The organism is Mesobacillus jeotgali, assembly GCF_002874535.1.
Taxonomy (GTDB): Bacteria; Bacillota; Bacilli; order Bacillales; family Cytobacillaceae; genus Mesobacillus; species Mesobacillus jeotgali.
In genome coordinates, this window is the sequence record NZ_CP025025.1 from 1,966,425 (window position 1) to 1,990,002 (window position 23,578).

At 39.4% G+C, this 23,578-nt stretch carries 21 protein-coding genes and 2 pseudogenes; 17 read left to right on the forward strand and 6 right to left on the reverse strand.

Annotated features, from left to right (window positions below):
- Positions 1-16 precede the first annotated feature (16 nt).
- Together CD004_RS09870 and CD004_RS09875 are read left to right on the forward strand one after the other, a co-directional pair.
- Positions 17-856, forward strand: a complete 840-nt coding sequence (locus CD004_RS09870; protein ID WP_102262606.1) for a DUF2268 domain-containing putative Zn-dependent protease — start codon at positions 17-19, stop codon at positions 854-856.
- 34 nt (positions 857-890) lie between these two features.
- Complete coding sequence (locus CD004_RS09875) at positions 891-1,418, forward strand: P-loop nucleotide/nucleoside kinase family protein (RefSeq protein ID WP_102262607.1); 528 nt, start codon at positions 891-893, stop codon at positions 1,416-1,418.
- Between the two features lie 162 nt (positions 1,419-1,580).
- Here the strand turns inward: CD004_RS09875 and CD004_RS09880 are convergent, their stop codons facing one another.
- Positions 1,581-2,096: an NUDIX domain-containing protein gene (locus tag CD004_RS09880; protein WP_102262608.1), complete on the reverse strand. Its 516-nt coding sequence runs from the start codon at positions 2,094-2,096 to the stop codon at positions 1,581-1,583.
- Between the two features lie 96 nt (positions 2,097-2,192).
- On the reverse strand, positions 2,193-2,930 hold the full coding sequence (locus CD004_RS09885) for an NERD domain-containing protein (RefSeq protein WP_102265056.1): 738 nt from the start codon (positions 2,928-2,930) through the stop codon (positions 2,193-2,195).
- A gap of 928 nt (positions 2,931-3,858) precedes the next feature.
- Here CD004_RS09885 and CD004_RS09895 point away from each other — a divergent pair.
- Together CD004_RS09895 and CD004_RS09900 are read left to right on the forward strand one after the other, a co-directional pair.
- Complete coding sequence (locus tag CD004_RS09895) at positions 3,859-5,049, forward strand: DUF2812 domain-containing protein (protein WP_102262610.1); 1,191 nt, start codon at positions 3,859-3,861, stop codon at positions 5,047-5,049.
- A 38-nt stretch (positions 5,050-5,087) separates the two neighbouring features.
- Positions 5,088-5,714 (forward strand): class I SAM-dependent methyltransferase, encoded by a 627-nt coding sequence (locus tag CD004_RS09900; protein ID WP_102262611.1) that lies wholly within the window; start codon positions 5,088-5,090, stop codon positions 5,712-5,714.
- Positions 5,715-6,106: 392 nt separating this feature from the next.
- Here the strand turns inward: CD004_RS09900 and CD004_RS09905 are convergent, their stop codons facing one another.
- Positions 6,107-7,381 (reverse strand): ATP-binding protein, encoded by a 1,275-nt coding sequence (locus CD004_RS09905; protein WP_233435024.1) that lies wholly within the window; start codon positions 7,379-7,381, stop codon positions 6,107-6,109.
- 477 nt (positions 7,382-7,858) lie between these two features.
- On the opposite strand from CD004_RS09905, the gene CD004_RS09910 reads away from it, so the two are divergent.
- Positions 7,859-8,143, forward strand: coding sequence for a hypothetical protein (locus CD004_RS09910; RefSeq protein WP_102262613.1), 285 nt, complete (start codon positions 7,859-7,861; stop codon positions 8,141-8,143).
- A gap of 466 nt (positions 8,144-8,609) precedes the next feature.
- A complete protein-coding gene (locus CD004_RS09920) occupies positions 8,610-9,194 on the forward strand; it encodes a nucleotidyltransferase family protein (protein ID WP_102262615.1) in 585 nt (194 codons plus the stop codon).
- Here CD004_RS09920 and CD004_RS09925 read toward each other — a convergent pair.
- Positions 9,191-9,973: a hypothetical protein gene (locus CD004_RS09925; RefSeq protein ID WP_102262616.1), complete on the reverse strand. Its 783-nt coding sequence runs from the start codon at positions 9,971-9,973 to the stop codon at positions 9,191-9,193. The two genes, CD004_RS09920 and CD004_RS09925, sit on opposite strands and share 4 nt — an antisense overlap.
- A gap of 252 nt (positions 9,974-10,225) precedes the next feature.
- Between CD004_RS09925 and CD004_RS09930 the strand changes: the two are divergent.
- The 4 genes and pseudogenes from CD004_RS09930 to CD004_RS09945 all read left to right on the forward strand — a co-directional run.
- Positions 10,226-10,728: pseudogene (locus CD004_RS09930) on the forward strand (class I SAM-dependent methyltransferase); the annotation flags it as partial.
- A gap of 180 nt (positions 10,729-10,908) precedes the next feature.
- The gene (locus CD004_RS09935) at positions 10,909-11,991 is read left to right on the forward strand and encodes a GerAB/ArcD/ProY family transporter (protein WP_158651525.1); all 1,083 of its coding nucleotides are present in this window, start codon (positions 10,909-10,911) and stop codon (positions 11,989-11,991) included.
- The gene (locus CD004_RS09940; RefSeq protein WP_233434982.1) at positions 11,984-13,444 is read left to right on the forward strand and encodes a spore germination protein; all 1,461 of its coding nucleotides are present in this window, start codon (positions 11,984-11,986) and stop codon (positions 13,442-13,444) included. Before CD004_RS09935 ends, CD004_RS09940 begins: the two co-directional genes overlap by 8 nt.
- Positions 13,441-14,580: a Ger(x)C family spore germination protein gene (locus tag CD004_RS09945; protein WP_102262618.1), complete on the forward strand. Its 1,140-nt coding sequence runs from the start codon at positions 13,441-13,443 to the stop codon at positions 14,578-14,580. The genes CD004_RS09940 and CD004_RS09945 overlap by 4 nt, the downstream gene beginning before the upstream one ends.
- A gap of 458 nt (positions 14,581-15,038) precedes the next feature.
- On the opposite strand, the gene CD004_RS09950 is transcribed toward CD004_RS09945, so the two are convergent.
- Positions 15,039-15,695 carry a potassium channel family protein gene (locus tag CD004_RS09950; RefSeq protein ID WP_102262619.1) on the reverse strand — a complete coding sequence of 219 codons (657 nt, stop codon included), beginning with the start codon at positions 15,693-15,695 and terminating at the stop codon, positions 15,039-15,041.
- A 44-nt stretch (positions 15,696-15,739) separates the two neighbouring features.
- Positions 15,740-16,231 (reverse strand): hypothetical protein, encoded by a 492-nt coding sequence (locus CD004_RS09955; protein WP_102262620.1) that lies wholly within the window; start codon positions 16,229-16,231, stop codon positions 15,740-15,742.
- Positions 16,232-17,147: 916 nt separating this feature from the next.
- Between CD004_RS09955 and ftsZ the strand changes: the two genes are divergently transcribed.
- From ftsZ to CD004_RS24300, 7 genes and pseudogenes are all read left to right on the forward strand, one after another.
- Positions 17,148-18,482 (forward strand): cell division protein FtsZ, encoded by a 1,335-nt coding sequence (gene ftsZ, locus CD004_RS09965; protein ID WP_102262622.1) that lies wholly within the window; start codon positions 17,148-17,150, stop codon positions 18,480-18,482.
- A 723-nt stretch (positions 18,483-19,205) separates the two neighbouring features.
- Positions 19,206-20,894: an NAD-dependent malic enzyme gene (locus CD004_RS09975; RefSeq protein WP_102262624.1), complete on the forward strand. Its 1,689-nt coding sequence runs from the start codon at positions 19,206-19,208 to the stop codon at positions 20,892-20,894.
- Between the two features lie 298 nt (positions 20,895-21,192).
- A complete protein-coding gene (locus tag CD004_RS09980; RefSeq protein ID WP_102262625.1) occupies positions 21,193-21,669 on the forward strand; it encodes a glutathione peroxidase in 477 nt (158 codons plus the stop codon).
- A 21-nt stretch (positions 21,670-21,690) separates the two neighbouring features.
- Positions 21,691-22,131, forward strand: a complete 441-nt coding sequence (locus tag CD004_RS09985; protein ID WP_102262626.1) for a MarR family winged helix-turn-helix transcriptional regulator — start codon at positions 21,691-21,693, stop codon at positions 22,129-22,131.
- Positions 22,132-22,265: 134 nt separating this feature from the next.
- Positions 22,266-22,589: pseudogene (locus tag CD004_RS09990) on the forward strand (lipid II flippase family protein); the annotation flags it as partial.
- Between the two features lie 256 nt (positions 22,590-22,845).
- Complete coding sequence (locus CD004_RS09995; RefSeq protein ID WP_102262627.1) at positions 22,846-23,064, forward strand: hypothetical protein; 219 nt, start codon at positions 22,846-22,848, stop codon at positions 23,062-23,064.
- Between the two features lie 95 nt (positions 23,065-23,159).
- On the forward strand, positions 23,160-23,576 hold the full coding sequence (locus tag CD004_RS24300) for a hypothetical protein (RefSeq protein ID WP_233434983.1): 417 nt from the start codon (positions 23,160-23,162) through the stop codon (positions 23,574-23,576).
- Positions 23,577-23,578 lie beyond the last annotated feature (2 nt).

Here is a 23,578-nt window from a genome sequence, read left to right on the forward strand (position 1 = left end):
TTTAGGAGGTAACAATTTGGATAAGATTGAAATTTTAAATTTGGTGCCCAAGTTCCTGACTTTTTATAAAATGGCAAACAAGCCTGAAAATAATGAGGAAGAGAGATGGTCTCTTTGGAAGGAGCATTATAACTTTGCGGCGGTTCCTCCTGGAGACGAGGGAAAAAAGATGGCGAGAAATTTGCTGGACGCTGCCTGGGAAGTTTATCCTGAATATTTAACTTTTATTGAGTCATGGAAACCAAATGAGGCAAAAGTTATGGAGTACCTAACAAAAGTTAAAGCATTGCTTGGTTATGATGAGCCAATTGATTTAGTCGTTGTTTATTTCGTTGGGGGATTTGAAAATAATCCTTTTGTTGCTCCCTATGACCAAAAGCGTATGGCACTTTGTCTGCCGGTTGAGAACGGAGATTCTGAAATTTTTCTTGCACATGAACTGACACATATAGTACATTCACAAACGGCAAATCTTACAGGTGAGTGGGAACGGACAATCGCATCTACTATTTTGCAGGAAGGGTTAGCGACTCAGGTAAGCAAATCTTTAGTTCCAGGGCATCCAGATGAACAATATATTGAGCGTGAAAACGGTTGGCTACAATCTTGTAAAGTAAGCCGAGCGGAAATCCTAAACGGAATCTTTCCTTTTTTAGAAGATGCCTCTTCAAAAGCCGTAACAATGTTTACGTTTGGGAGTGGAACCACCAAGCATGAAAGAGAAGCATACTACGTGGGTTGGGAACTGGTTGAGTTCCTTTTAGCTAAAGGGGTTACTTTTAAAGAAATGGCTAGTGTCCAAGAAGAGGATATTCCAAATTACATGCGGGAAATCTTTCCAAAGTTGTTGAGATAAAAATGGAGGCGTAAGGACGGAGGAGGGTATCCAGATGTTTGACACTTTCAATTTTGACATCATTTATCGTGAAAAAAATGATCTCACGCCTCTAGTGATCATGATGTGTGGTGTGGCTGGGTCTGGGAAAACTACATTCTCAAAGCAATTAGAAAAAGAAGGCTTTGTACGACTGTCTATTGACGAAGAAATTTGGGCTACTCATGGTCGGTATGGGTTGGACTTCTCAATTGAGAAGATTGAGGAGTACAAGGTGGAAGCGGAAAATAAATTACGCAACCTTTTAATAAAGTTGATTCGCGATAATAAACCAGTGGTCATTGACTTTAGTTTTTGGCAACGGGCAAAAAGGGAGCAATATAAACAGCTGATTGAAGAGAGCGGCGGAAAGTGGAAGCTAATTTATCTAAAAGTTCATCCTAATGAATTGCGTGAACGGCTTAAGATTCGAAACAAACGTTTTGATGCAAATGCGTTCCCTGTAACCGAAGAACTTTTAAATTCCTATCTTAATGGTTTCGAAGCACCGAAGGATGAAGGAGAAATTATAATAGAAAATTAGAGCTTGCAAACTTGGCAGGCTTTCATTATGTAAGCATGATATCTTTCTAACGGGGGCAATTCTCAGAAGCCACTGTCGAGCACAGAGACGTACTCTGTGCTTCTTCTTGTAATGTGAATTTTTATTGAAGCCCATGGACTTACTTAGTGCCATTTCCTTAGTTCATTTCTCAATCAGCCGGCTCTTCAATTGTTGTAAAACAAATGTCTCACGCTTCAACCAGCCATTTTGCTCATATCTTTCTATCAAGCTTTCATTTTGTTTAATTGCTTCTTCCAAGGTAACCCATTTGGGAGTGAAATTCAGTTCAGCTTCGTACCCATCCAGTTGTTGGGCGATTTTTTTATCGGTTGCCAAATCACATAGATAATAGTGCGAGGTCATTTGAAATAGGGAATTTTCGATATACTCGTCCATTTTCCGTTCAGTGACTGTGCCAACTTTATTGTTGACGATGCAATGAATATAACCGGTTTCTTCTCTCACTTCCCGTATTAGACATTCTTCGTGGCTTTCGTTTTCCTCAAGTCCGCCTCCGGGAAATTTAAAGTCTCCTCTACTGGATTGAACTAACAGAATACGATTATTTGCCATAATGATTGATCTGATTGCTGTTCTCTCGATGGTTCTCACAACGTTTTTTAGTAACGGATCTTCTATTAACATATTGAAATTCATGTTTTTCACCTATTCATATTTTTAAGATCATAGATTGTTAACGAATAAAATGACTATGTAACAAGCTAGCTATTTTAGCGGCCCATTGAACAGCTCCTATGCTATAAATCTGCATTTTGGGAAGCTGCTGCAGCCTTTGAACTTTCCTTTTTTGCCTGTTCTGGAAACAAGGGGACTTCCACAGCGAGTGCATATGTTTTCTGACACCATTGTTTTCTTTTGCTTAAGTTCGTTTTTAATATCGGAGACGTGCTTTTTCTTGATTTCTCGCTTTTGTTTTTTATCCTGTATGAGAAATGGGGCAAGTAATTGCTTCACTTTTCCTCGCTTGAAGAAGGATACTTCCTGTGTGATCTGGATTTTATCGAGTGTAGCCAGAAGCTCGTTGCTTTTGATGACATAGGCATTCTTGAATGGTTCTTTGAATTTCAGTGTTGCTTCTTTTCCGAAAACGATCACTGAGTGGATGGGTATTTCTGCTGCCACTTCACCTAATTGTGCCTGTAGGGCTTTTATATGGCCTGAATTCTGCCAAATAGGGTTATATAATTTATCTTTCCTTTTATAGTTTGTCTGCTTCCAGTACTGGCTATGTTCGGAGCCAGTGATCCAGCCTTTATAGTTTTTTGTCTCAATGACAAATATACCTTTTGGGGATATTAGTAGATGGTCAATCTGAGTAGTTTGTCCGTTTTCTTTCGGTAGATAAAGGTCGTTCATGAGGGTGTATTCCTGAGAATTTAAAGAAGAGAGAATGCTGGCCACACGCTTTTCTCCAATCCAGCCTTTGATACTGGCAAAATTACGGTTTAAAATCATTACAATTATTAACATCAATACGGGAAAAAATAAGCTTCCATAAATGATCTACCTCTCATAGTGAAATATTTCCAATAATAGATTACCATATTTTGCATGAATATTATCCTATTATGTTAACGAATGTTTCATATAGGACTAAATCCTCGAGGCTGCTTCTTGAATAAGAAGGAATGTTGCAAAGTATGTCGAACTTATTTTATAGGAAAAATATAGCAGACTTTAAAAGCATTAGAGTCGAGAATTTAAATATAGTGGATTTTGACGACAAAGTGAGATTGAAGCTATTCATTTCCCGTGGATAGTAGTTAAATGGCCAAAAAACTTTATTCCGATTTGCCCTTTAATGGAGAAGAACTAGAGGTGAGATTGTTGCTGCAGAATGAAGGACAGGACCGCACAACGTATATTTTACTCATTATATTGACTTTGTTATTGGCAATCTCAGCTATGGTTTTCTATCCAATATTTCGGATGTTTCCTTTTTGGGATATTTGGACTTACATTTTTGTTTCAATAGAAATAGGGTTTGTCCTCATTTTAATTTTTGGTGTGAGATCTACAGTGGGAGGTATTAGGTGGTTTCTTCTCATTGCTAATACTCTCTGTATTATTCTAAATTCTGTTCTAATATTCTTATACATGATTCCCCGTGGGATTGCTTGAAGAATGGAAGTCGTATAAGATGGACGGTTGGTGATGAAGGCCTATGTTTGAAGAAACTTCTCAATATTTCTTTTTTATGAATTCAAACTTGAATCGCGGGTTTTGTAGAGAGTGGATGTCATTCCTTCTATATGGGGGGTGAAGAGCAGATCGACATTATCATGGCTCTTGATTATCAGAAGTAATAACCGAACAATAAGCAGAATAGATGTTTACAGAATAACGACCGGTAAAAGCTTTGCTTAAGACAGGGGATACTAGATGAGGGGGACGGGGAATGAAAACAGTATACAAACTCAGCCCCAGTGATTATTGGAGAATCGGGGAGCTTGAAAGCTGGTTGTCAGACATGGCGGCTGAGGGGCTTTTCTTGAAAAAGTTGGGGAGACAGTTCGTCAAGTTTGAAAAAACTGACCCGAAAAACATGAGGTACAGGGTAGTGGTGTCGATCAGTAAAGAGATATCGACTGAGCAAGTTGATATGTATAGCGATAAAGGCTGGGATTTTGTCAACAGCTATGGTTCTTTTCATGTGTTTTCATCACCTGCTGAGCTGAATGCACCCGAACTTTACACTGATCCTTCAGAGCAATCGTATTCATTGAAGGAACTGGATAAACAATTGATATTTAATGCTGCTGTCATCGTTTTTGGCCTGATGATCTTTATTGGTTTGTTAGCTTCCACCTGGTTCCTGGACGGGACGCCAACGTTTGTAATGGTTGAAGGAATCATGGTCCATCAGACACTTTTGGCTATTTACATAAGTTATATCGCTTATGCTTCATTACAAGCTGCTTTCTCTGTTCGTGATTTGCGCAAAAGATTAGCTGAAGGTATCCCAATTGACCATCATGCTCCGTGGAAAAAGAGACATAGATTCCATACTGCTATTAGTTTTCTTTTTACAGTGATGATAGGGTTAAGTGCCATTATTCCATTTGTGCACCTCATGAAAATGGATACGAAAACATTGCCGGAAAAAGACTTGAACTTGCCGATTGTCAGATTGGCAGATGTCGAGAGCGATCCTAAATTAGAGCGACCAGAACCTACTTACGTAGAGGATGGTGTGGATTGGAGTAATCGATATTCATATGCCTGGAGCCTTCTCTCACCTGTACAATATGAAGCTGATGAACACGGGCTGGTCCGGGATAAAACATGGGAAGATGGCAGCGGGGAGTATTCACCGGCTATACATACACAATATTACCAACTCAGGTTCCCTAGAATGGCAGAGCATTTGGTTATGGATTTGATCAAACGCTACAGTTTTGAAACCAGCCAGGATGTATATGTAGAAAGGAAGCACCCGGAGCTGGATCTATTGATTGTGCATGAAGAAAAGGAGATGAAGGAAGTCTTTGCTTCATGGGGAAACGAAGTCATGTATGTACATTATTTTGGTTATGCGGACGTAAATTCGGTCATTGAAAATGTGGTTGAGAAGATTCATCAAGAGTAAATCAACATACTCGAACTAAAAGATATTAGGAGATATTTATGGGTTTCTTTAAAAAAACTAGAGAATTTATCGATCGGCAATATAAAACGCCAAAAGGAATAATCGGTACATATATTGGTGAAAAAATGGTAAGGCAGCACAAGACTGAAACCAATTGGACATTGGAGTTATTGAATGTCCAAAAAGGGGACAGAATTTTAGAGTTGGGCTGTGGGGCAGGTTATGCAATTAAATTGCTTTTGAAAAAGGATTTAACTCAAGAAATAGTCGGTTTGGACATTTCTCCAACAATTATTCGATCAGCACAATTCAGAAACAAAAAGGCAATAAAGGAAAAGAGAGCAAAACTAGTGCAAGCTAATCTCAATAAAATGCCCTTCGAACATGAACATTTCAACAAGGTCTTCAGTATCCAAACCATGTATTTTTGGACTGATATAGATTCGACTTTATCGGAAGTCTTCAGGGTTCTAAAGCCAGAAGGAGTTGTAATCCTTACATTTTCTGACGGGAAAGAAGATGAAACATGGGAAGGAATAAGAGGTATAACTGAAAATCAAGTAATTCCGTATATGAAGAATGCGGGATTTAATGACGTAGCTTTAATCAAAGGTCCAGATTCAAGAGGCTATCATACCGTTGCGGTTAGGGGAACTAAGGGATGAATGAGCCTTTCAGTCTTCTTTTGCACCTTTAAAGGGAAGCGTTTGTTGAAGAACAAGTCATTAAAATACTTAAAAAACGCAGAGGTTTAAAATACTTCTGCGTTTTTCTATGTGATTGAGTTGTAAAAAAGTGATGGACTTACCTGCTATTTCTCTTGTGAATTTGGATGTTCACTTCGCCACCGTGCGCTTTCTATTGTTTGTGATTTACCATTTGCGTTTGCGCTTTCATCCATCCCTTTTTAACCATGATTTTGGCACCTTTATGAGCATATTCACAAACATCCTTCGTAAATATGGTCATTAGAAATGCCTTATCATTCACAATAGAAGAAGCTAACCCAACGTTTTAAAGGCAGGGTTAGCTTCTTAAAGCAAAGAAAAATGATTGTTCAGTTAACAGTTCTATTTTTCTCCTGTTCCTTGGTAAGTGTGGTTGAGTTTAGCTTAATAGTAAAAGTAGAACCTTTCCCTAGTTTACTTTGAACTGAAATAGTGCCGCCCATACTTTCTATTATTCTATATACGAGCATTAAACCGAGACCTGTGCCATTTTTTCCTTTTGTTGAATAATAGGGCATTCCTAAACGAATCATTTGGTCTTGTCCCATCCCCACACCTGTATCGCTTATTTTTACCTCGATCAATGAGTCATTTACCTGAATTGCTTGAAAAGCAAGCTTTCCGCCATTGGGCATCGCTTCTACAGCATTCTTGGTTAAATTGACCATACATTGTTGAAATTTTTCTTGATTGGCATTTAATTGAAATGGGATCAAGTCTGTTTCTATTTCAATACAATTCATGTTTGCTAGTGGTTTGATGACATTAATAGCTCTTTCTATCTCTAAATGACCATCAAATATTTGTGCTGCCTGGACTGTAGGCTTGGCATAGGTCAAATAATCCGAAATGATCTTTTCTGCACGATCAAGTTCATCTAATGAGATTGTTATGAACTGATTTTTTTTATCAGCAGATAAATCAGGAGTTTCCCTTAACATTTGCAGCATCCCTTTTATGGTTGTCATTGGGTTCCTTACTTCATGACTTATAGAGGCGGCCAATTGAGAAACAACCTCCATTTTTTCTGAGCGGATAAACTGCTCACGCAAAAAAGAAAATTCCTGGAGGCTCTCAATTAAGTAAACTAAAATAAATAATGATAGTATCATAGTAAACCCAAACCCTATCCAATAGTCCGGCTGGAGTGTAAAACCAAATAGGATATAGGGTGATACAAATACTACAATAGTTGAGAGGATCCCTAAGACCACTACTAGTTTTAACTTGTCTTTCGCCGCCAATAAGTTAAATCTTTTATAAACAGCTAGAATTAACATGGAATTTAAAAGAGTTATCATAATCGTGGTAATACTTCCATCACCACCGAATAAAAGTCGGAATCCCACGGCAATCAGACTATAAATCAACAACGGAACTGGCCCGCCATATAACCCCCCAATGAAAATCGGAACACCTCGTAAATCAAACACAAAATCATCATTTAAATGAATAGGAAAGGTAATACATAAAATAATCGCAATACAAAAGAATAATATAGTAAGCCACTTTTTGACCTTGATCCCTTTCTGTTCTAAAAACATCGGCAAAAAAGAACAAAAACCAATAATGAATAGTAGATTTAATAGTAAGTCCTTAACCACTTGGATCAATTATGATTCCTCCCACATAAGATAGTACTATCATACTGTATTTAACTTTAATTTTATAGGTTCAATTTAGTAGTTAAGCCAGTTATTAACAGTTAAATAGAGGAAAAGTAATTCGTTAAATAGATGTAGTTATGATAAAAAGAGAGTGGGATTTCTTTGGCGAATTTTTCAAATGGTGAAGCTTGATATAGAGATACTTCAAGGAAAGTGTAGTTAATGATTCAGGAGTAAAAAAATGCTTGGATACATAAACAAAAATAAGTGGCTAAATAAAAGAATGGATTTTAAAAACAAAGAAGAAGTTGAAGCACATATGAACCTTTTCATCTTGTCGTTTGTATAAGCAGATGGATGAAAAGGAGTGGAGGACATATGGAATTAGGTTGGTCTGGAGATCCCGATAGGTACAGTCAAATCCTGGATTCATGCTTTTTTAAAAAAATTAAAGGTTTTATTGGTGGTGCCTGAATGAGCAAAAAAGAGATCCCAAATGAGCTTAAGAGTAGACTAGATGAATTTCATGTAGAGATACCAGAAATTCCAGGTAAAAGTAGTAAGCTAGATCGAATTGCAAACTGGATTCATACTCCAGCGAAGAATCAACTTGAGATAATTTCCATCCGTGAGAATTCTAGCACGCAACTTGTATATTACCCACTCATTTTTTTCTGTTTTTATTCTTTACCCCAATTTTTCTTATTTGAAGTCTGGAAGCTTGGGGACGTTACGTACACTGTGCTTCTTTTTTCATAGACAAAGGGAATAGTTCAAAGTGCATCCAAGCTAATTTGTCTATTTATCTAGTTATCCCAAGACCCCAATCCCCATATTGGTAATAAATATAGAATACGAACAAAATTACATTAACTATGAAAAACAAACGGAACCAGGACTTTTGAATTCTTATTTTCCACATTAAAAATAAAACAAAAAAGTTCATAATCATCGGAACAAAAGTATATGTCATTCTTTCATCTATAAGAGAAACAGCATTTGGGCTTAGCCAATTAATGAATTTGTCTGATATCTGCGCTATAACAGAGAAAATGATGATACCCCAAAATAAAGTAACTAAAATAACCTTTTTCATTAGACCTCCGGCAATATAATCTATTTTTCTTTCATTTTACGGAACTTAAGACATATTTTAAAGGAAAATCTTCCCTTAATATCTACTTGTGTTACTATAGGAATATACGTTCGGTTCATAGGAGGTTGTATGTTGCAAAACGAGGATGATGTAATACATTTAATTCAAAGCGACGATATAATGATGGAGATTATACATGCTGCCGGCACACTGAATTTGCCTGACTGGTGGATTTGTGCAGGGTTTGTCCGTTCAAAAATCTGGGATGAACTGCATGGTTTTAATGACCGCACCTTAACTCCCGATGTCGATGTGATTTATTTTGACTCAGTAAACATAGATGAGAATGAAGAAAAGATACTAGAGGAACAGTTGAGAAGGATTTTGCCCGCTGTCCCCTGGTCTGTTAAAAATCAGGCAAGGATGCATGTTGTAAATCAGATTCCGCCATACACTTCCTGTGAGGATGCGATCTCAAAGTTTCCGGAAACGGCTACAGCTCTTGGTGTAAAGCTGGACAAGGAGGATGAATTGGTCCTGACCGCTCCTTGCGGGATAGAAGATGTCCTTAATCTTGAAGTGAAACCGACTCCTTTTTTTACAGAAACAAAAGAACGCGCCGCGATATATGAAGAGCGGATTGTTAAAAAGAACTGGAAAGCGATTTGGCATAAGATTAATGTCCATCATGTAGTAAAGAATTCAAAGTGTTAAAAACCCATTTCAAAAAGCTCACAAAAGTATAGATCCTGAAACTTCTTGTTCAAAATGCCAGTATAGTAGGCAAGCGGATTTTTCACTGTTACGCTAGACTTCATTTTGCGAACTAGCTGCTTAAAAGAATCCAGGGAAACAGACAGAATCGTATCGGTCTCGTTTTCCTGGTTATTTTTATAGGCAGCAATCGTTGTCATTTTCCAGAATTCCTCAATGGCTTTTGCGCTTGGAAAGAAGTATTTTGCCAGTTCAACAAATGGTTTCGGAATTCTGTCACTGACGAAAAGATGTTCTTCTGGTGCTTGCTGAAGCGCAGTTTCTTCACGTTTATTATTCTTCATAGTTATAGTTTCAGAAGGATTACTAGTTTTATTACGGTGGTTCATTTTTTCCTTTTTCGGTGGTTCATTAATGGGAAAACGATTGAATACATATAGATTGCTGGATTGTGAGCCATTCTTCCGTTCTGTTTCGTATACAGTGAAGATCCCAAGATTGCTTGCTTTAATGATCATTCTTTTAAAAGTGGAACGGGAAATACCGAGCTCGTTGTACTCCTCATGGATGGCTTTCAGGACCGTTCCGATTTTAGCGTTGCTGACACCTGGGATTTTTGCCGCGAACCTGGACAGCCTTTTTAATCCTACAAGCTCGCCTTTTGAAAAATCATGCTTATGTACAGCCAGCCACATTTCCAAATGCCGATTGAATTCCTCCAGAGAACTGAACTGTGAATACCCTTCAAAACCTTCAATGACCCCTGATTTAATTGTCATTATTTTGCACCGCCCTTTCACTGTCTATATACAGGTGGGCATTTAAAAGGGACATGTAGGGAAGAGGATTTTTGTGGCGGATTTGTGACAGATTTTAAAAGGTCACGAGAAGTCGCTGAGCTTAACATTGTAAGTTGACGCTGTACTTAATAATAGTGAGTTGAAATCGACTATGTAGAGTAGGGAGCAGTTGATGAAGAAGTTGAGAGTGATGCGGGGGAAGATGTAGGATATTAGAGAAGCGCAGGAACGGAATTACGGGAGAGTACAACAAAATCGTTAATCGATTATGGCAGCGGGACTGGCCTCGTCAGCCTGGAGTTATCTGATTTAGTCAACTCTATTTTGCTGGTGGACTCTTCAAAGCAAATGCTCGATGTGGCGGAAGCTAAAATAGCTCGCAAGGGAATCAGGAATGCTAAGGTGCTTTATTCAGATTTACTCAAGAAACTCCTGAACTAAAAGCGGACATCGCCTTACTGTCGTTGGTCCTTCTTCATATTCCAGATACGAGAAAAATCCTTCAGCAATTGTTCGCGATTCTCAATGAGGGTGGCGAGCTGATCATTGTTGACTTTGATAAAAATAATCAAATAAATCACCCGAAGGTCCATAATGGTTTTTTGCATGAAGAGCTGAGGAACATCTTAACTGAAATTGGATTTCAATCAATAGAAATTAAGACCTTTTATCATGGCGAAGGTATTTTTATGAAACAGGATGCCTCGATGCTTATATCTAGTAGTATTAAGTGAACATGATCCTCGTTTAAATAATTGAGATTTAAGTATATCGAATCATCACTAAAGGCTTGGTGCTGTAAGATGCTCCAAGCTTTTTTTAGTTGCCCTCGTATATGAAAACAGTTCCACAGACTGCATATTTTCTTTTAAATGGTAAAAATTATTTCTATTAGTCATAAAATGGGGTTTACTATGAATTTCTCTCGGCTTCAAGTCTCGGCTTTGATTATTTTATTTACTGGAATATCAAACCATGTGATGATCCTTCCGCATTTATTGAGAGTAGCAAAACGGGATGCCTGGGTCAGTGTTGCCCTGGCCTATGTATTCCTGCTGATCTGGGGATTTCTCGCGATTTTTATTTTTAAAAAGATGAATGGCGAAGATTTTTTAAGCTGGATGCAAAATCGGGCTGGCACTATAGTAGCGAAGGGATTTACGCTATTCTTTGCTGTCTATTTCCTTGTTTCAGGATCATTTTCATCATATGATTTCATTCTTATGATCAAGGTTTACTTCCTTCCTAATACACCTGCATGGATTGTTACATTGTGTTTCACGTCATTGTGCATCTGGGCGGCTTTTAAAGGGTTTAGAGTCATTCTTTACACATCGGTCATCTTGTTGCCAATTGTTTGGTCATTTGGTTATTTTGTTGCCTTCTCGACAATGTTTAAAAAAGATTATTCGATGCTTTTCCCTGTTTTCGTGAATGGCTTTCATCCTGTGCTCGAGGGTTTTGTGATTGTTCTGGGCGGGAGCATGGATTTGTTCATCTTGTTCCTGGTTCATGATAAATTCAACAAACCGTTTAAATACTTACATTGGGTGATCCTGATGTCTGTGGTGTTAATGCTTGTTGCTGGTCCTACGACGGGTTCCATTTCTTCATTCGGCCCGCATGTTGCCGCTAATTTTCGGTTTCCTGCCTTTGAACAATGGAGGCTTGTCCAATTGGGGAGACAAGTCTCTCATATGGACTTCCTAGCTGTTTTTCAATTTTTAGCAGGATCATTCGTTAAAGTTTCCTTGAGTTTATTTCTGTTAATAGAGTTATTCAACATAAAATCTGTGAAACTAAAAAGGAATTTGCTAATAGCGAGCGGTGGTTTATTTTCATCGATTTCCATTTTGCCCTTAAGCGATTTATTGCTTCAAAAAATTGTCGGCAGTTTTTATTATCCAGTGATGTTCATAAGCGGTCTTTCTCTTTCGGCCGTTCTGCTCATTGTTGGATTCTTACCTGGAAGGAAGAAGGTGAACAGTAATGTCTGAGCAGCCATTTTCTGAAAAAATCAATCTGGCGCAGCAAGCATTATTTTCTGGTGAAATGAATAAAGAAGGACTCCAGGAATTATTTAAGAGTTACGCGGATGTGACCGTAACGAGCTATAAGCAGACGGGTGAGTCTGTAGCAGTCATTTACTGCGAAGGCATGGTGGATGGAAATCAATTGAATGAGTATTATAACGGTGTCATTACCTTTCTTACCACCAGGGGAAAGGTTGTGGATACACAAAAGGATTTGCCGCCTGTAATCAGTATTGTTGAGGTTCCTGCTTTATTTGATAAAGTGTTTTCAGGTTTCCTTGTTATTTTTCAGAACGGCAGAAAGCATTTCTGGGCAATCGACATAGCGAATATACCGAAAAGGACACCTGAGGAGTCAAAAACAGAAACATCGATCAAAGGACCAAAAGATTCTTTTACAGAGGAATTGAACACGAATATTTCCCTGATTAGAAAAAGAATCAAAAGTCCACTGCTTTTAAATGAAATTTTCTCAATAGGTTCGATATCGAAAACCAAGGTATCGATTCTGTATTTATCCGATAAGGTGAATCATGAAGCGTTGAATGAAGTAAGAGAACGATTGAACAAGATTGAGACGGAAAGCATATTGAGTGCGGGGCAGCTGGAGCAATGGGTTTCAGACCGGACTCTTTCTATCTTTCCTTTAATGGATTATATAACCCGGCCTGATTTTGCGATTGAATCGATGCTTAGGGGACGATTCATTGTAGCAGTCGATGGTTCACCAATGGTATTGATTGGTCCGGCTAATTTCACTGAATTAACAAAGTCACCTGAGGATCTGCACTTCCCGTATTACTTTGTATTGTTCCAGAGGGTTTTACGAATAGTAGGAATCCTCATTTCAATTTACCTCCCGGGATTTTGGATTGCGATCGCGAGCGTGAATGTCGACCAACTGCCTTTTCCGCTGCTGGCAACTGTGGTGGTCTCGAGACAGGGATTGCCTTTTCCAGGCGCATTGGAGGCATTATTCATTCTTATTTTGTTTGAATTGCTAAGGGAAGCAGGAATAAGGATGCCAATAGCAGTAGGGCAAACGATATCAATCGTTGGCGGTCTGATCATTGGGGATGCAGCCATCAGGGCGGGCCTCGCTTCGCCAACCATCATTGTCATCATTGCTTTGACTGCAGTAGCCACATACACACTTGTCAATCAATCATTAACAGGAACGGTCACAGTCCTTCGTTTCCTGATTTTAATCATGGCAACCTTCTTAGGAATATATGGCGTTTTTATCGGTTCATTTGCCGTCCTGGTTTATTTGTGTCAGTTAGAGTCGTTCAAACTTAACTATATGGAGCCCATTGTGTCGCTAAGGCCTAAGGAAATTCTTTCAGCCTTGCTGATTAACCCTTATAAAACAAAGAACTTTTCTGCATCTATGTTAAACAAGGGGAGAAAGAGATGATTACGTTTGCAAGGAACCTTTCGTTTGTTACGGTTATGATCATTCTTATTTTACAAACAGGTTGTACGGACATCAAAGAAACTCAGGATTTGAACTATGCTACGGCCATCGGGGTGGATTATAAAGATGGGAAATATCATACCTATATTCAATTGGTGGATCTAATGAAGGTTGCTAAAACTGAGGGTGGTGATAGTTCACCAGCCAAAATGTGGGTATCGAAAGCGGAGGGCGAAATCTTTATTGATTCGTTTTTTGAAATTTATAAGACGGCTCAGGAGAGATTCGTATGGGCCCACGTCACAGCAATTGTCCTATCTGAAGCTGCTTTACAGCAAGGATTCCAGGAAATCTTTGATGGTCTGACCCGTTACCACGAGTTCCGATTGACCCCCTGGGTTTATGGTACGAACGAATCGATCGAGGACATCCTATCAACTAAGGGATTTTTTGGTCAAACTTCTCTGAATACAATCTTGCATCATCCCGAATCCATTTTTCAACAAAGCTCTGAACTTAAACCAATACAGTTATTCGAATTGGCGAGACAGATATACGAACCAGCCTTTACTGCCAATCTTCCATCTCTTTCAATCAATAGAAGCCAATGGAAGGAAGCGGAAAAGAAAGAAGCCAAACTGTATTTGAATGGTGCCTATTTTATTAAAAATGATGAGTATAAGGGCTTTTTTTCCACAAAAGAATTAAAGGGATTGCGATGGACCACTCCTGAGATGGAGAGAATCCAGGTTTTGATCCCAAATGAGGGGGGACCGTCATTTCTAACAGTGTTTGAAGACCCAAAAGTGAAGTATGTCAGCAATGGTTCGGAAGTCGACATTATGGTCAATGTTAAAGGGAATCTTGCCAATCGGGAAAACAACAAGAATCTAAAACTGGCTGAAATGAAGGAGTTATGTGAGTCAATCATCAAAAAAGAAATTCAGGGACAATATGAGTTAGGAATAGAACAGAAAACAGATTTCTTAAACTTAGAACATGTCCTTTACCGTCAAAGCTGGAGAAAAACCGCCAAATTGACACAAGCGAGTTTGAACAAAGTGAAAGTGAACGTTGACATTGTTCATTCAGGAGCTTTGACAAACCGAATGATCGAGATGAAAGATTTGGATTGAAGAGTGTTCTTCCCGTCAAAGTGTCAATTGGGCTCGGAGCCATCGTAGCGGGAGAGGATATCATTTCAAAAGGCATGTTCACTGCAGCTGCAAACGCTGTTGCTGACATGTGCTGAAATGATAAACCGGGCGCAATACTACTGCCTAACATAAATAAGTTACAGGAAGTGTCTGAAAAAGTTGCAATGGCAGTCATTCATGGTGCTATTAAGGAGAGAGTTGCCAGGGCAGATATCCATGATGTCTAAAAGGCAGTGGCTGATGCTATGTGGAAACCGATGTATAAAGAGATTAGAAGCATTAAAATTTAATGGTTGGAACATAAGAGCGCAGGGAGGTACCCTGTGCTTTATCCGCTTTTTACTAGTTTAGTGTAGGTAGGGTTTGCGATGAGTAGATGATTTCGGAATCTTAGAGATTGACTTTTTGTTTTGAACCTTTTTTTAGATTTTACAAAATTAAACCCCTTTTTCTTCGAATGCGTGGATTTGTTGGTTATGACCTAACACGATGAGAATATCATTTGGGCAGATTACTTCTTCAACTGAAGGGGAAACAATAAAGTCTTCTCCTCGCTGGATTCCGATGATATTACAGCCGTAATTGGCCCTGACATTCAGCTCATTTAATGTTTTGTCCGTTACCTTTTTTGTAGAGATTATTTCTGCAATGCTGTGGTTCTTGGAAAGCTCAATAAAATCAACAATCTTATCGGAAGTAACATGGTGGGCGATTCTCTTGGCCATTTCCCTTTCAGGGTGAATGACACGATCGGCTCCGATTTTCTCTAATACTTTTTGGTGATTCTCACTTAATGCTTTCACCCAAACTTGTTTGACACCCAATTCCTTTAGCAACAATGTTGTGAGGATACTAGCCTCAATATTACCGCCGAAGGATACAATGGCAATGTCTACATTTTTTAAGCCCAATTCTTTTAGAGTATTTTCGTTAATGGCATTGGCAACAACTGCATGGGTTGCAAACTGGCTAAACCGGTTGACTCTTTCCTCGTCCTTATCCACAGCCAATACCTCGAACCCAAGATGGTGAAATTCTTCAACTAGGCTTCCGCCAAAACGGCCAAGACCTATCACAGCAAATAACTTTCTCATTATGCGATTCCTCCTGATTTAAATCCTAATAACAGGGCTCATTTTTAGTATGCCAATTCCTCATATTTATTTTTAATAAAATGAAAGAAAAGGATTAATAGGATGGCTGCTGCTGGGTAAACGGGAATGGAATACAAGATCTTCCAACCTGTATAAATTAAGGCGTTATTTTTCACACAAATCCATTCATAAAATAATGAAAATCCTGTCCATCCTAAAATATAAAAAACTGTTTTTTTACCGTATATTTCGAACTTGTCGTAAAAATAAAGAAAAACTAATGAAGCACAAGGATACATGAATAAATGAAATAGTGCACCAGAAAGTTCGTATGTTGGATTATCACCAAAATAGTAGGCCTTAAAAGGGGTTGCGATTAAAAAGTAGTCAATTGATGAAACGAGAAATATGTTATAAATCCAGATAAGAAGGACGATCACTGGCCTGAAGTATTTCCGGATGGGCCAAAATGTTAATAATGCAGCAATGGAAGAGATCAGAAAAAACCATTCATTCCAATCGTATTTTACATTCATTTGTATTTTCCTCCTTTATAAAGTAAGATGCGGAATCCCTTCATAAAGCCAATCAGCAATATAAGAGCCCCGAACCAAACGGAAGGTGACCACCAGAACTTCCAATTCACATGAATCAATACACCTAAAAAATGGTGCAGCCATTCTAGGCTTGTTAATATAGATACAAACAAAATCATTAAGAGGCCCTTTTTGTACCATGTATCGGTGATCAGATAATAATCCAGAAATAGAACTATAATCACTGGGAAGAGGATAGTTCGACTAAAAAAATGAGACATTTCAAGAGGTAAGTGTTCAGGGATGTACAGAGTTTTAAAATTCATATAACATAGCGCAGAGAAATTCTGAGTGATGTAAGAAGCAATAAACCAATAAGCAGTGAGCTCAAGAATGTGGAGATTTTTCTTTTTCTTACTGAAAAAAAGTAAAGTGATTCCGTTTAATAAGAGATAAATGAACAATATCATATAATAATCTCCTTATTTGCCTATTCCCTTACCGATGGCTAAGAGCCTTTCTCGCGATTGGTAAGGGAATCTTCAGTTGAAAACGATAGAGGCCATAATGACTTATTGTCACCAAAATTAATCACAATATGTTTCCCTCTAACAATTATTCGGATAATTATTACATTAACAAAAGACCGTTAAATTCTAGTCTGACATTCTATGTACAACTTTTTATAAATGAGTAAATTGGAACTCCGCTTTATTAAAAAAAGATTGTTCAAGTGTGTGATTTCCCTGCCGTGTATCCTTTGCCTCATCACCACAGAGAATGACACTTTTTTACTCTAAAATTACAGTTCCTTAACAAATCGCGAGATAAGACAGGATTTCCAGGCCGGTGTCGAATTTTATAAGTATAGAGATAAATAGGGGGCAAGATCTGAAGCTAATTAGGGGGACTGTAAATGCTAGAATTTGAAAACAATATCGATCAATTTGCCACTATAAAAGTAATTGGGGTTGGCGGCGGAGGCAATAATGCTGTGAACCGGATGATTGAGGACGGCGTGCAGGGAGTGGAATTCATTGCTGTGAATACAGATGCGCAGGCTCTTAACATGTCAAAAGCTGAAGTCACGATGCAAATCGGCGGTTCGCTGACCAGGGGCCTGGGGGCCGGCGCCAAACCTGAAATCGGCAGAAAGGCTGTCGAGGAAAGCAGGCAGCAGATCAAGGATGCCCTGCAAGGTGCGGACATGGTATTCGTAACGGCCGGTATGGGAGGCGGAACCGGGACCGGAGCTGCGCCAGAGATTGCCCATATCGCACGCGAACTTGGTGCACTTACAATTGGAGTGGTGACTCGTCCGTTCACTTTTGAAGGCCGCAAGCGGGCACAAAATGCGGCAGCCGGAATTGAAGAGATGAAGAAAGCCGTTAATACATTAATCATCATTCCAAACGAGCGACTGCTGGAAATCGTCGACAGGAAAACACCAATGATTGAAGCCTTCCGTGAGGCGGACAATGTCCTCAGGCAGGGTGTCCAGGGCATTTCCGACTTGATCGCCGTGCCAGGCATGATTAACCTTGACTTTGCTGACGTGAAAACGATCATGTCCAACAGAGGAACGGCGCTTATGGGTATCGGTGTAGCTTCAGGCGAAGACCGTGCTGTCGAAGCTGCCAAAAAGGCGATCTCCTCGCCTTTGCTTGAAACAAGTATCAATGGTGCGAAGGGAGTTCTGATGAACATCACAGGCGGCATGAACCTCAGTTTGTATGAAGTCCAGGAAGCGGCCGATATTGTAGCGGCTGCAACAGACGACCAGCTTAACATGATTTTCGGCTCAGTCATCAATGAAAATCTGGATAAAGAAATCATGGTGACCGTGATTGCGACCGGCTTCGATCCTAATGAGGAGGAAGCTCCGCTGTCGAACTCATCTCGCCGACCAGGAGACATGATTGCCAATTCCCGTGAGCAATACCAATCTCAGTCAAGAAGGCGAGAGCCTGTTGTCCATGCAGAAACGGGGGATTACGGCCGAGGCCAAAACTATAGCCAGTCCGGCGGTTATGAGCAATCTAGAGAATACAACCAACCTGGCACCTACAGCCAATCCGGAGAATACAACCAATCCGGCAGCTACGGCCAATCCGATAACTACAACCAATCTGGAAATTACAGCCAGCCGCCTGCCTACGAAGAGTCTGAGAAATACGAACGGAATACCCAGCATCAAGACGACTCGCTTGAAATTCCATCGTTCTTGCGGAAGCGAAGCAGAAGGCGGTAATCCAAGGTGCAAAAGGCCAAATCATTTGTGATTTGGCCTTTTTGAATAGTTGGAACCATTCAAACGGGGACGGATACCTATCAAAAATCGTTAAGTTGGATTGTAAAAAAAGAATGTTTTAGTACAAGAAAAAGCGAATTGAGTAGGTAGATTATAAATAAAAAAAGAAGGATGGGATTACTCTTACTAACTGGTGCGACGATTCAAGAGGGTAATCCACTTTTTGTATTTAATTCCTTTTTAAATTAATAGAGTTTAGTGGAGGAATGGGTTTTGAAAAAACAGGAAGTCTAATCCCTATTTGAGTGACCAGCAAGACATATAATAAGCGGAGATTCTCCGGTTAGACTGTGGAATAGAGCATGAGTAGGTGTAAATAAGCGGAGAATTTCCGGTTAAGTGGAGCAAAGTTGCCCATTTTCCTGTTTTTCGAGTCGATAGTCGGAATTTCTCCGTCTATTTGAGCTATTTATAGAGCTTTTTTGAAATTAGGGGTAATTTTTCCGCTTATTTTTCAACTTGCCGCTGATTCTCTAATTCAGGCCGTGAAGGTCCGCTCTTATATAGCTGGTGGGGGAAGAAATAATGGCTCTTTAATAGGTTTTCTTGAAAAATATGACTCCCAGTTTTTTAGGTTTGGACTGATGCTCTGCTCCCACTTTTATCAACATGTGAAAAGGGTATACATAATTAAGTACCTTACACATGAAAGAGGGGAGATAGATGGCAAATTCTAATGTAATCCAGACGACGTTAAGAGGAAAGGAGCTTTTGTCGAATCCTTTTTTGAATAAGGGTACCGCTTTTACCAAGAAGGAACGGGAGGAGCTGGGACTTGAAGGGTTATTGCCGCCCCAGGTGCTCACACTTGATGAGCAGGTTAAGAGGGTTTATGAGCAGTATTCGATCAGGACCACCAACTTATTTAAGAACGGACTCCTTTATGACTTGTATAACCGCAATGTTGTACTCTTTTATCGGCTGCTAAAGGATCATTTGAGTGAAATGCTTCCTATTGTCTATACTCCAACAGTCGGAGAGGCGATCGAGCAGTATTCGCAGGTTTACCGCCGGCCGGGCGGATTGTATTTGTCGATTGATGACCAGGACGGGATTGAAACGGCTTTTAAGAACCTAGGGTATGCTAAAAACGGAATTGATTTAATTGTCGTCACCGATTCGGAAAGCATTCTCGGCATCGGTGACCAGGGGATTGGGGGCATCAATATCTCAATTGGTAAGCTTGCCGTTTACACAGCGGCAGCCGGCATCAATCCTAGTCGGGTTTTGCCTGTTGTGCTGGATGTCGGGACGAACAACAAAGCTTTGGCGGACGATCCGTTTTACATCGGAAACGAGTTCCCGCGGGTCCGCGGCGAGCGTTATGATGAGTTCATTGACGCGTTCGTCTCAACAGCAAGAAAATTTCATCCTGATGTCCTGCTGCACTGGGAAGACCTTGGCAATGTAAATGCCAGGAAAATTATGCAGAGGTATGGAGATAAGATCCTTACCTTTAATGATGATATCCAGGGAACTGGAGCTGTTACCCTTGCTGCCATAAAGTCTGCATTGAAGATGACAGAAACTTCATTGAAGGATCAGCGGATTGTTGTTTTTGGACCTGGAGCAGCCGGAATTGGTAATGCTGATCAGATGGTGGATACAATGGTATCTGAAGGATTAACGAAGGATGAAGCTTATGACCAGTTCTGGGCAGTTGATTTTAGAGGGCTTTTGACGGAGGAACACGCTGATGTCTTGGATTTTCAAAAACCATATGTACGCGGAGCTAGTGAAGTGGACGGTTGGGAACGAAATGACGAGGGCATCATTCCATTGATGGAAGTGGTCAAAAGGGTGAAACCGACGATTCTGATCGGTACATCTGGACAGGCCGGAGCCTTCTCGGAGGATATTATAAAAGAAATGGCGAGGCATACCGAGCGCCCAATCATCATGCCGATGTCCAATCCGACATCACTGGCAGAGGCAGTCCCGGCTGATTTGATTCAGTGGACAGAAGGAAGAGCGTTGGTTGCAACGGGTAGTCCGTTTGAGGATGTAGATTACAATGGAGTCTTCTATGAAATCGGCCAGGCGAATAATGCCTTTATCTTTCCGGGTCTCGGGCTAGGAGCCATCGTGGCAAAAGCCGAAATCATTTCAAAAGGAATGTTCACTGCTGCTGCAGACGCTGTTGCTGACATGTGCTGCAATGATAAGCAAGGCGCATCACTCCTGCCTAACATCGATAGGTTACAGGAAGTATCTGAAAAAGTTGCGTTGGCCGTTATCGATGCTGCGATCTCAGAGGGGAATTCAAGGACAGATATCACTGATGCTGAAAAGGCCGTGGCAGAGGCTATGTGGGAGCCTGTGTATAAAGAGATTAAAAGGATTACCATTTAATTGTTGTTATAAGTTAACTTGGATTCTCACACTTTTTTTAAAAAAAGTGCTGGTGGATTTCGTACAAACATTTATACCAGATTGCTATCAGGCCAATTCACTTTAGAATTGGCTTTTTTGTTATTGATATTTTTTTGCCGTGATGGTAGCTGTTTACTTCACTATTAATCCTTGATGAATCAAAAATAGGTGTCTTATATGTCGTAAGTCATTTGCCACTCATATTTGAAAGTTGAAACAAAATCTGATACGATTAAATCGCACACGATATAAATAATTCTCTGAGGAGGAATTATAAATGAAAACTGTTTACGATTTTACGGTAAAAAAGACTAATGGCCAGGAACAATCTTTAAGTGAATATGAAGGAAAACCAATGTTGATTGTCAATACTGCTAGTAAGTGTGGTTTGACTCCTCAATTTAAAGGACTTCAGGAATTGTATGATCAATACCAGGAGAAAGGCTTAGAGATTCTCGGGTTCCCTTGCGGCCAGTTCAATGACCAGGAGTTCAATGATATTGACGAAACAACGCAGTTTTGCCAGATGAACTACGGAGTATCCTTCCCGATGTTTGCGAAAATTGATGTGAACGGGGCTCAAGCAGATCCTCTCTTTGCTTTTTTGAAAGAGCAAAAAGGCGGAGTCCTTACGAAGGACATAAAGTGGAATTTCACGAAGTTTCTTGTGGATGGGAATGGTCAGGTGGTTAAGCGCTATGCACCGACGACTGAACCAAGTAAAATTGAGAAGGATATCGAAAATCTTTTATAAAGCTTGTGAAGGATGATTCATTTGGATGATTTTTTAACGCTTGAAAATCAGCTTTGTTTTGCTGTTTATGATGCTGGGAGCCAGTTTAACAAATTGTATACAAAAGCACTCGATCGCTTCGGGTTGACCTATCCGCAATATTTGGTGCTGCTGGCATTGTGGGAACAGGACAGCCTTTCTGCAAAAGAGCTCGGCAAAAGGCTAAACCTTGGCACAGGCACATTAACGCCGATGATCAAGAGAATGGAAGCCAATGAATGGCTAAAGAGGGAGCGTTCTACTGCGGATGAAAGGAAAGTCTGCATTAGCCTTCTTCCAAAAGCAATAGAACAAAAAGAAGCCATCGTGGAAAAAATCGCAACTGAATTAAAGCTGTGCAATATTGAGTATGAAGAATACGAGCAGTTGATGAAGCAGTTGAGAGTGCTGCGAGGGAAGTTGAAAGAGTATAACCAATTATGAGATAAGCGCAGGGGACGTACCCTGTGCTTTCTTTTGTTCTAAGGTCCTCACATAGCTTTTTGAAAAAATCAATCTATGTTTCAAAAAGTAAATATGGTAAAATTAGGTGATTTTAGACGGGAAGTGGTGTTGATTTGGAACTGATAACTCTAAACCTAATTTTCTTGACCTTATTTATTTTCATCATTCATTCAATTGAAACACTTGCTTATGCAGTTAGACTATCAGGAGCGAGAGTTAAAATGATTGCGTCAGCTTTATCGCTTTTTAACATCATGGTTATTGTGTCAAGATTGGCCAATATGATGCAGCAGCCATTTACAGGAAGCCTTATTGATAATGCTCCGAAAGAGAATACATTAGAGTTTGTTGAAGCTCAATATCGTATTCTTATTGGGGCCTCAACGTTAGGAACAGTATTTGGGATCATTTTGCTGCCCAGTTTTATCGCTTTATTTTGCACGATATTAGCTCAAGCACTGTTCATCTGGGGTGCAAAATATATAGCCTGGTTTACCAAGTTTATTGTTTAGGGATGAATCTCCTTAAGTTAGGCCAGGATTTGGGTATGTATTGTCAATTCGGTCAGAAGCGCAAGGAAGGACCTTGTGTTATTTCTGAATTTTACATAAAGCATATTCATTTAAGATTAGTTATCTTCAGCAGACAGAATTATCATGGTGCGATATTATTATTTTTAAGGAGGTAACCAGTATGGACAAGAAAATACTAGAAATATTAATGGATATGTCAAAAGATCTTAAAGAAGTAAAAACAGGCATTCAAGATGTTAAAGAAACGGTAAATAAAATTGAAGTTAGTCAAAATGAGGATGTAATTGCCATTTTGAAAGAGAATAAAAAGAATACAGATTTTGAAGTTGATTATTTAAACAACAGATTAACAGAGATGGACAATCGTATATATGTTTAGAAAAAAAGTGAGAAGCTAGTGCAACAATGTGAAATTTCCATTTCTTTAGGCATTATTATTTCTTAATATTATCTCTTGAAGGGGGAGTGAAAAATATGGAACAAATTCTAAATCAAATATTGTTCGAAATGAAGAATATGCGTGCAGATGTCAATGAGCTGAAAGAAATGCGAGTAGATGTCAATGAGCTGAAAGAAATGCGAGTAGATGTCAGTGAACTGAAAGAGATGCGAACAGATGTCAATGAGCTGAAAGAAATGCGTGCAGATGTCAATGAACTGAAAGAGATGCGTATAGATGTTAATGAACTGAAAAATATGCGTGAAGATATGGAAGACTTAAAAGTTATGCGTGCAGATTTAAATGATTTGAAAGAAGGTCAGAAAAGACTGGAAATCGGCCAAGAAAAATTGCAAAAGAATCTTATCGCAAGCTTGGAATTATACACAGACAAAATCGTTGAACATTTTGATACTAGTACTGAAGTGTTAAACAAAAGAGTCAAAAAGTAGAA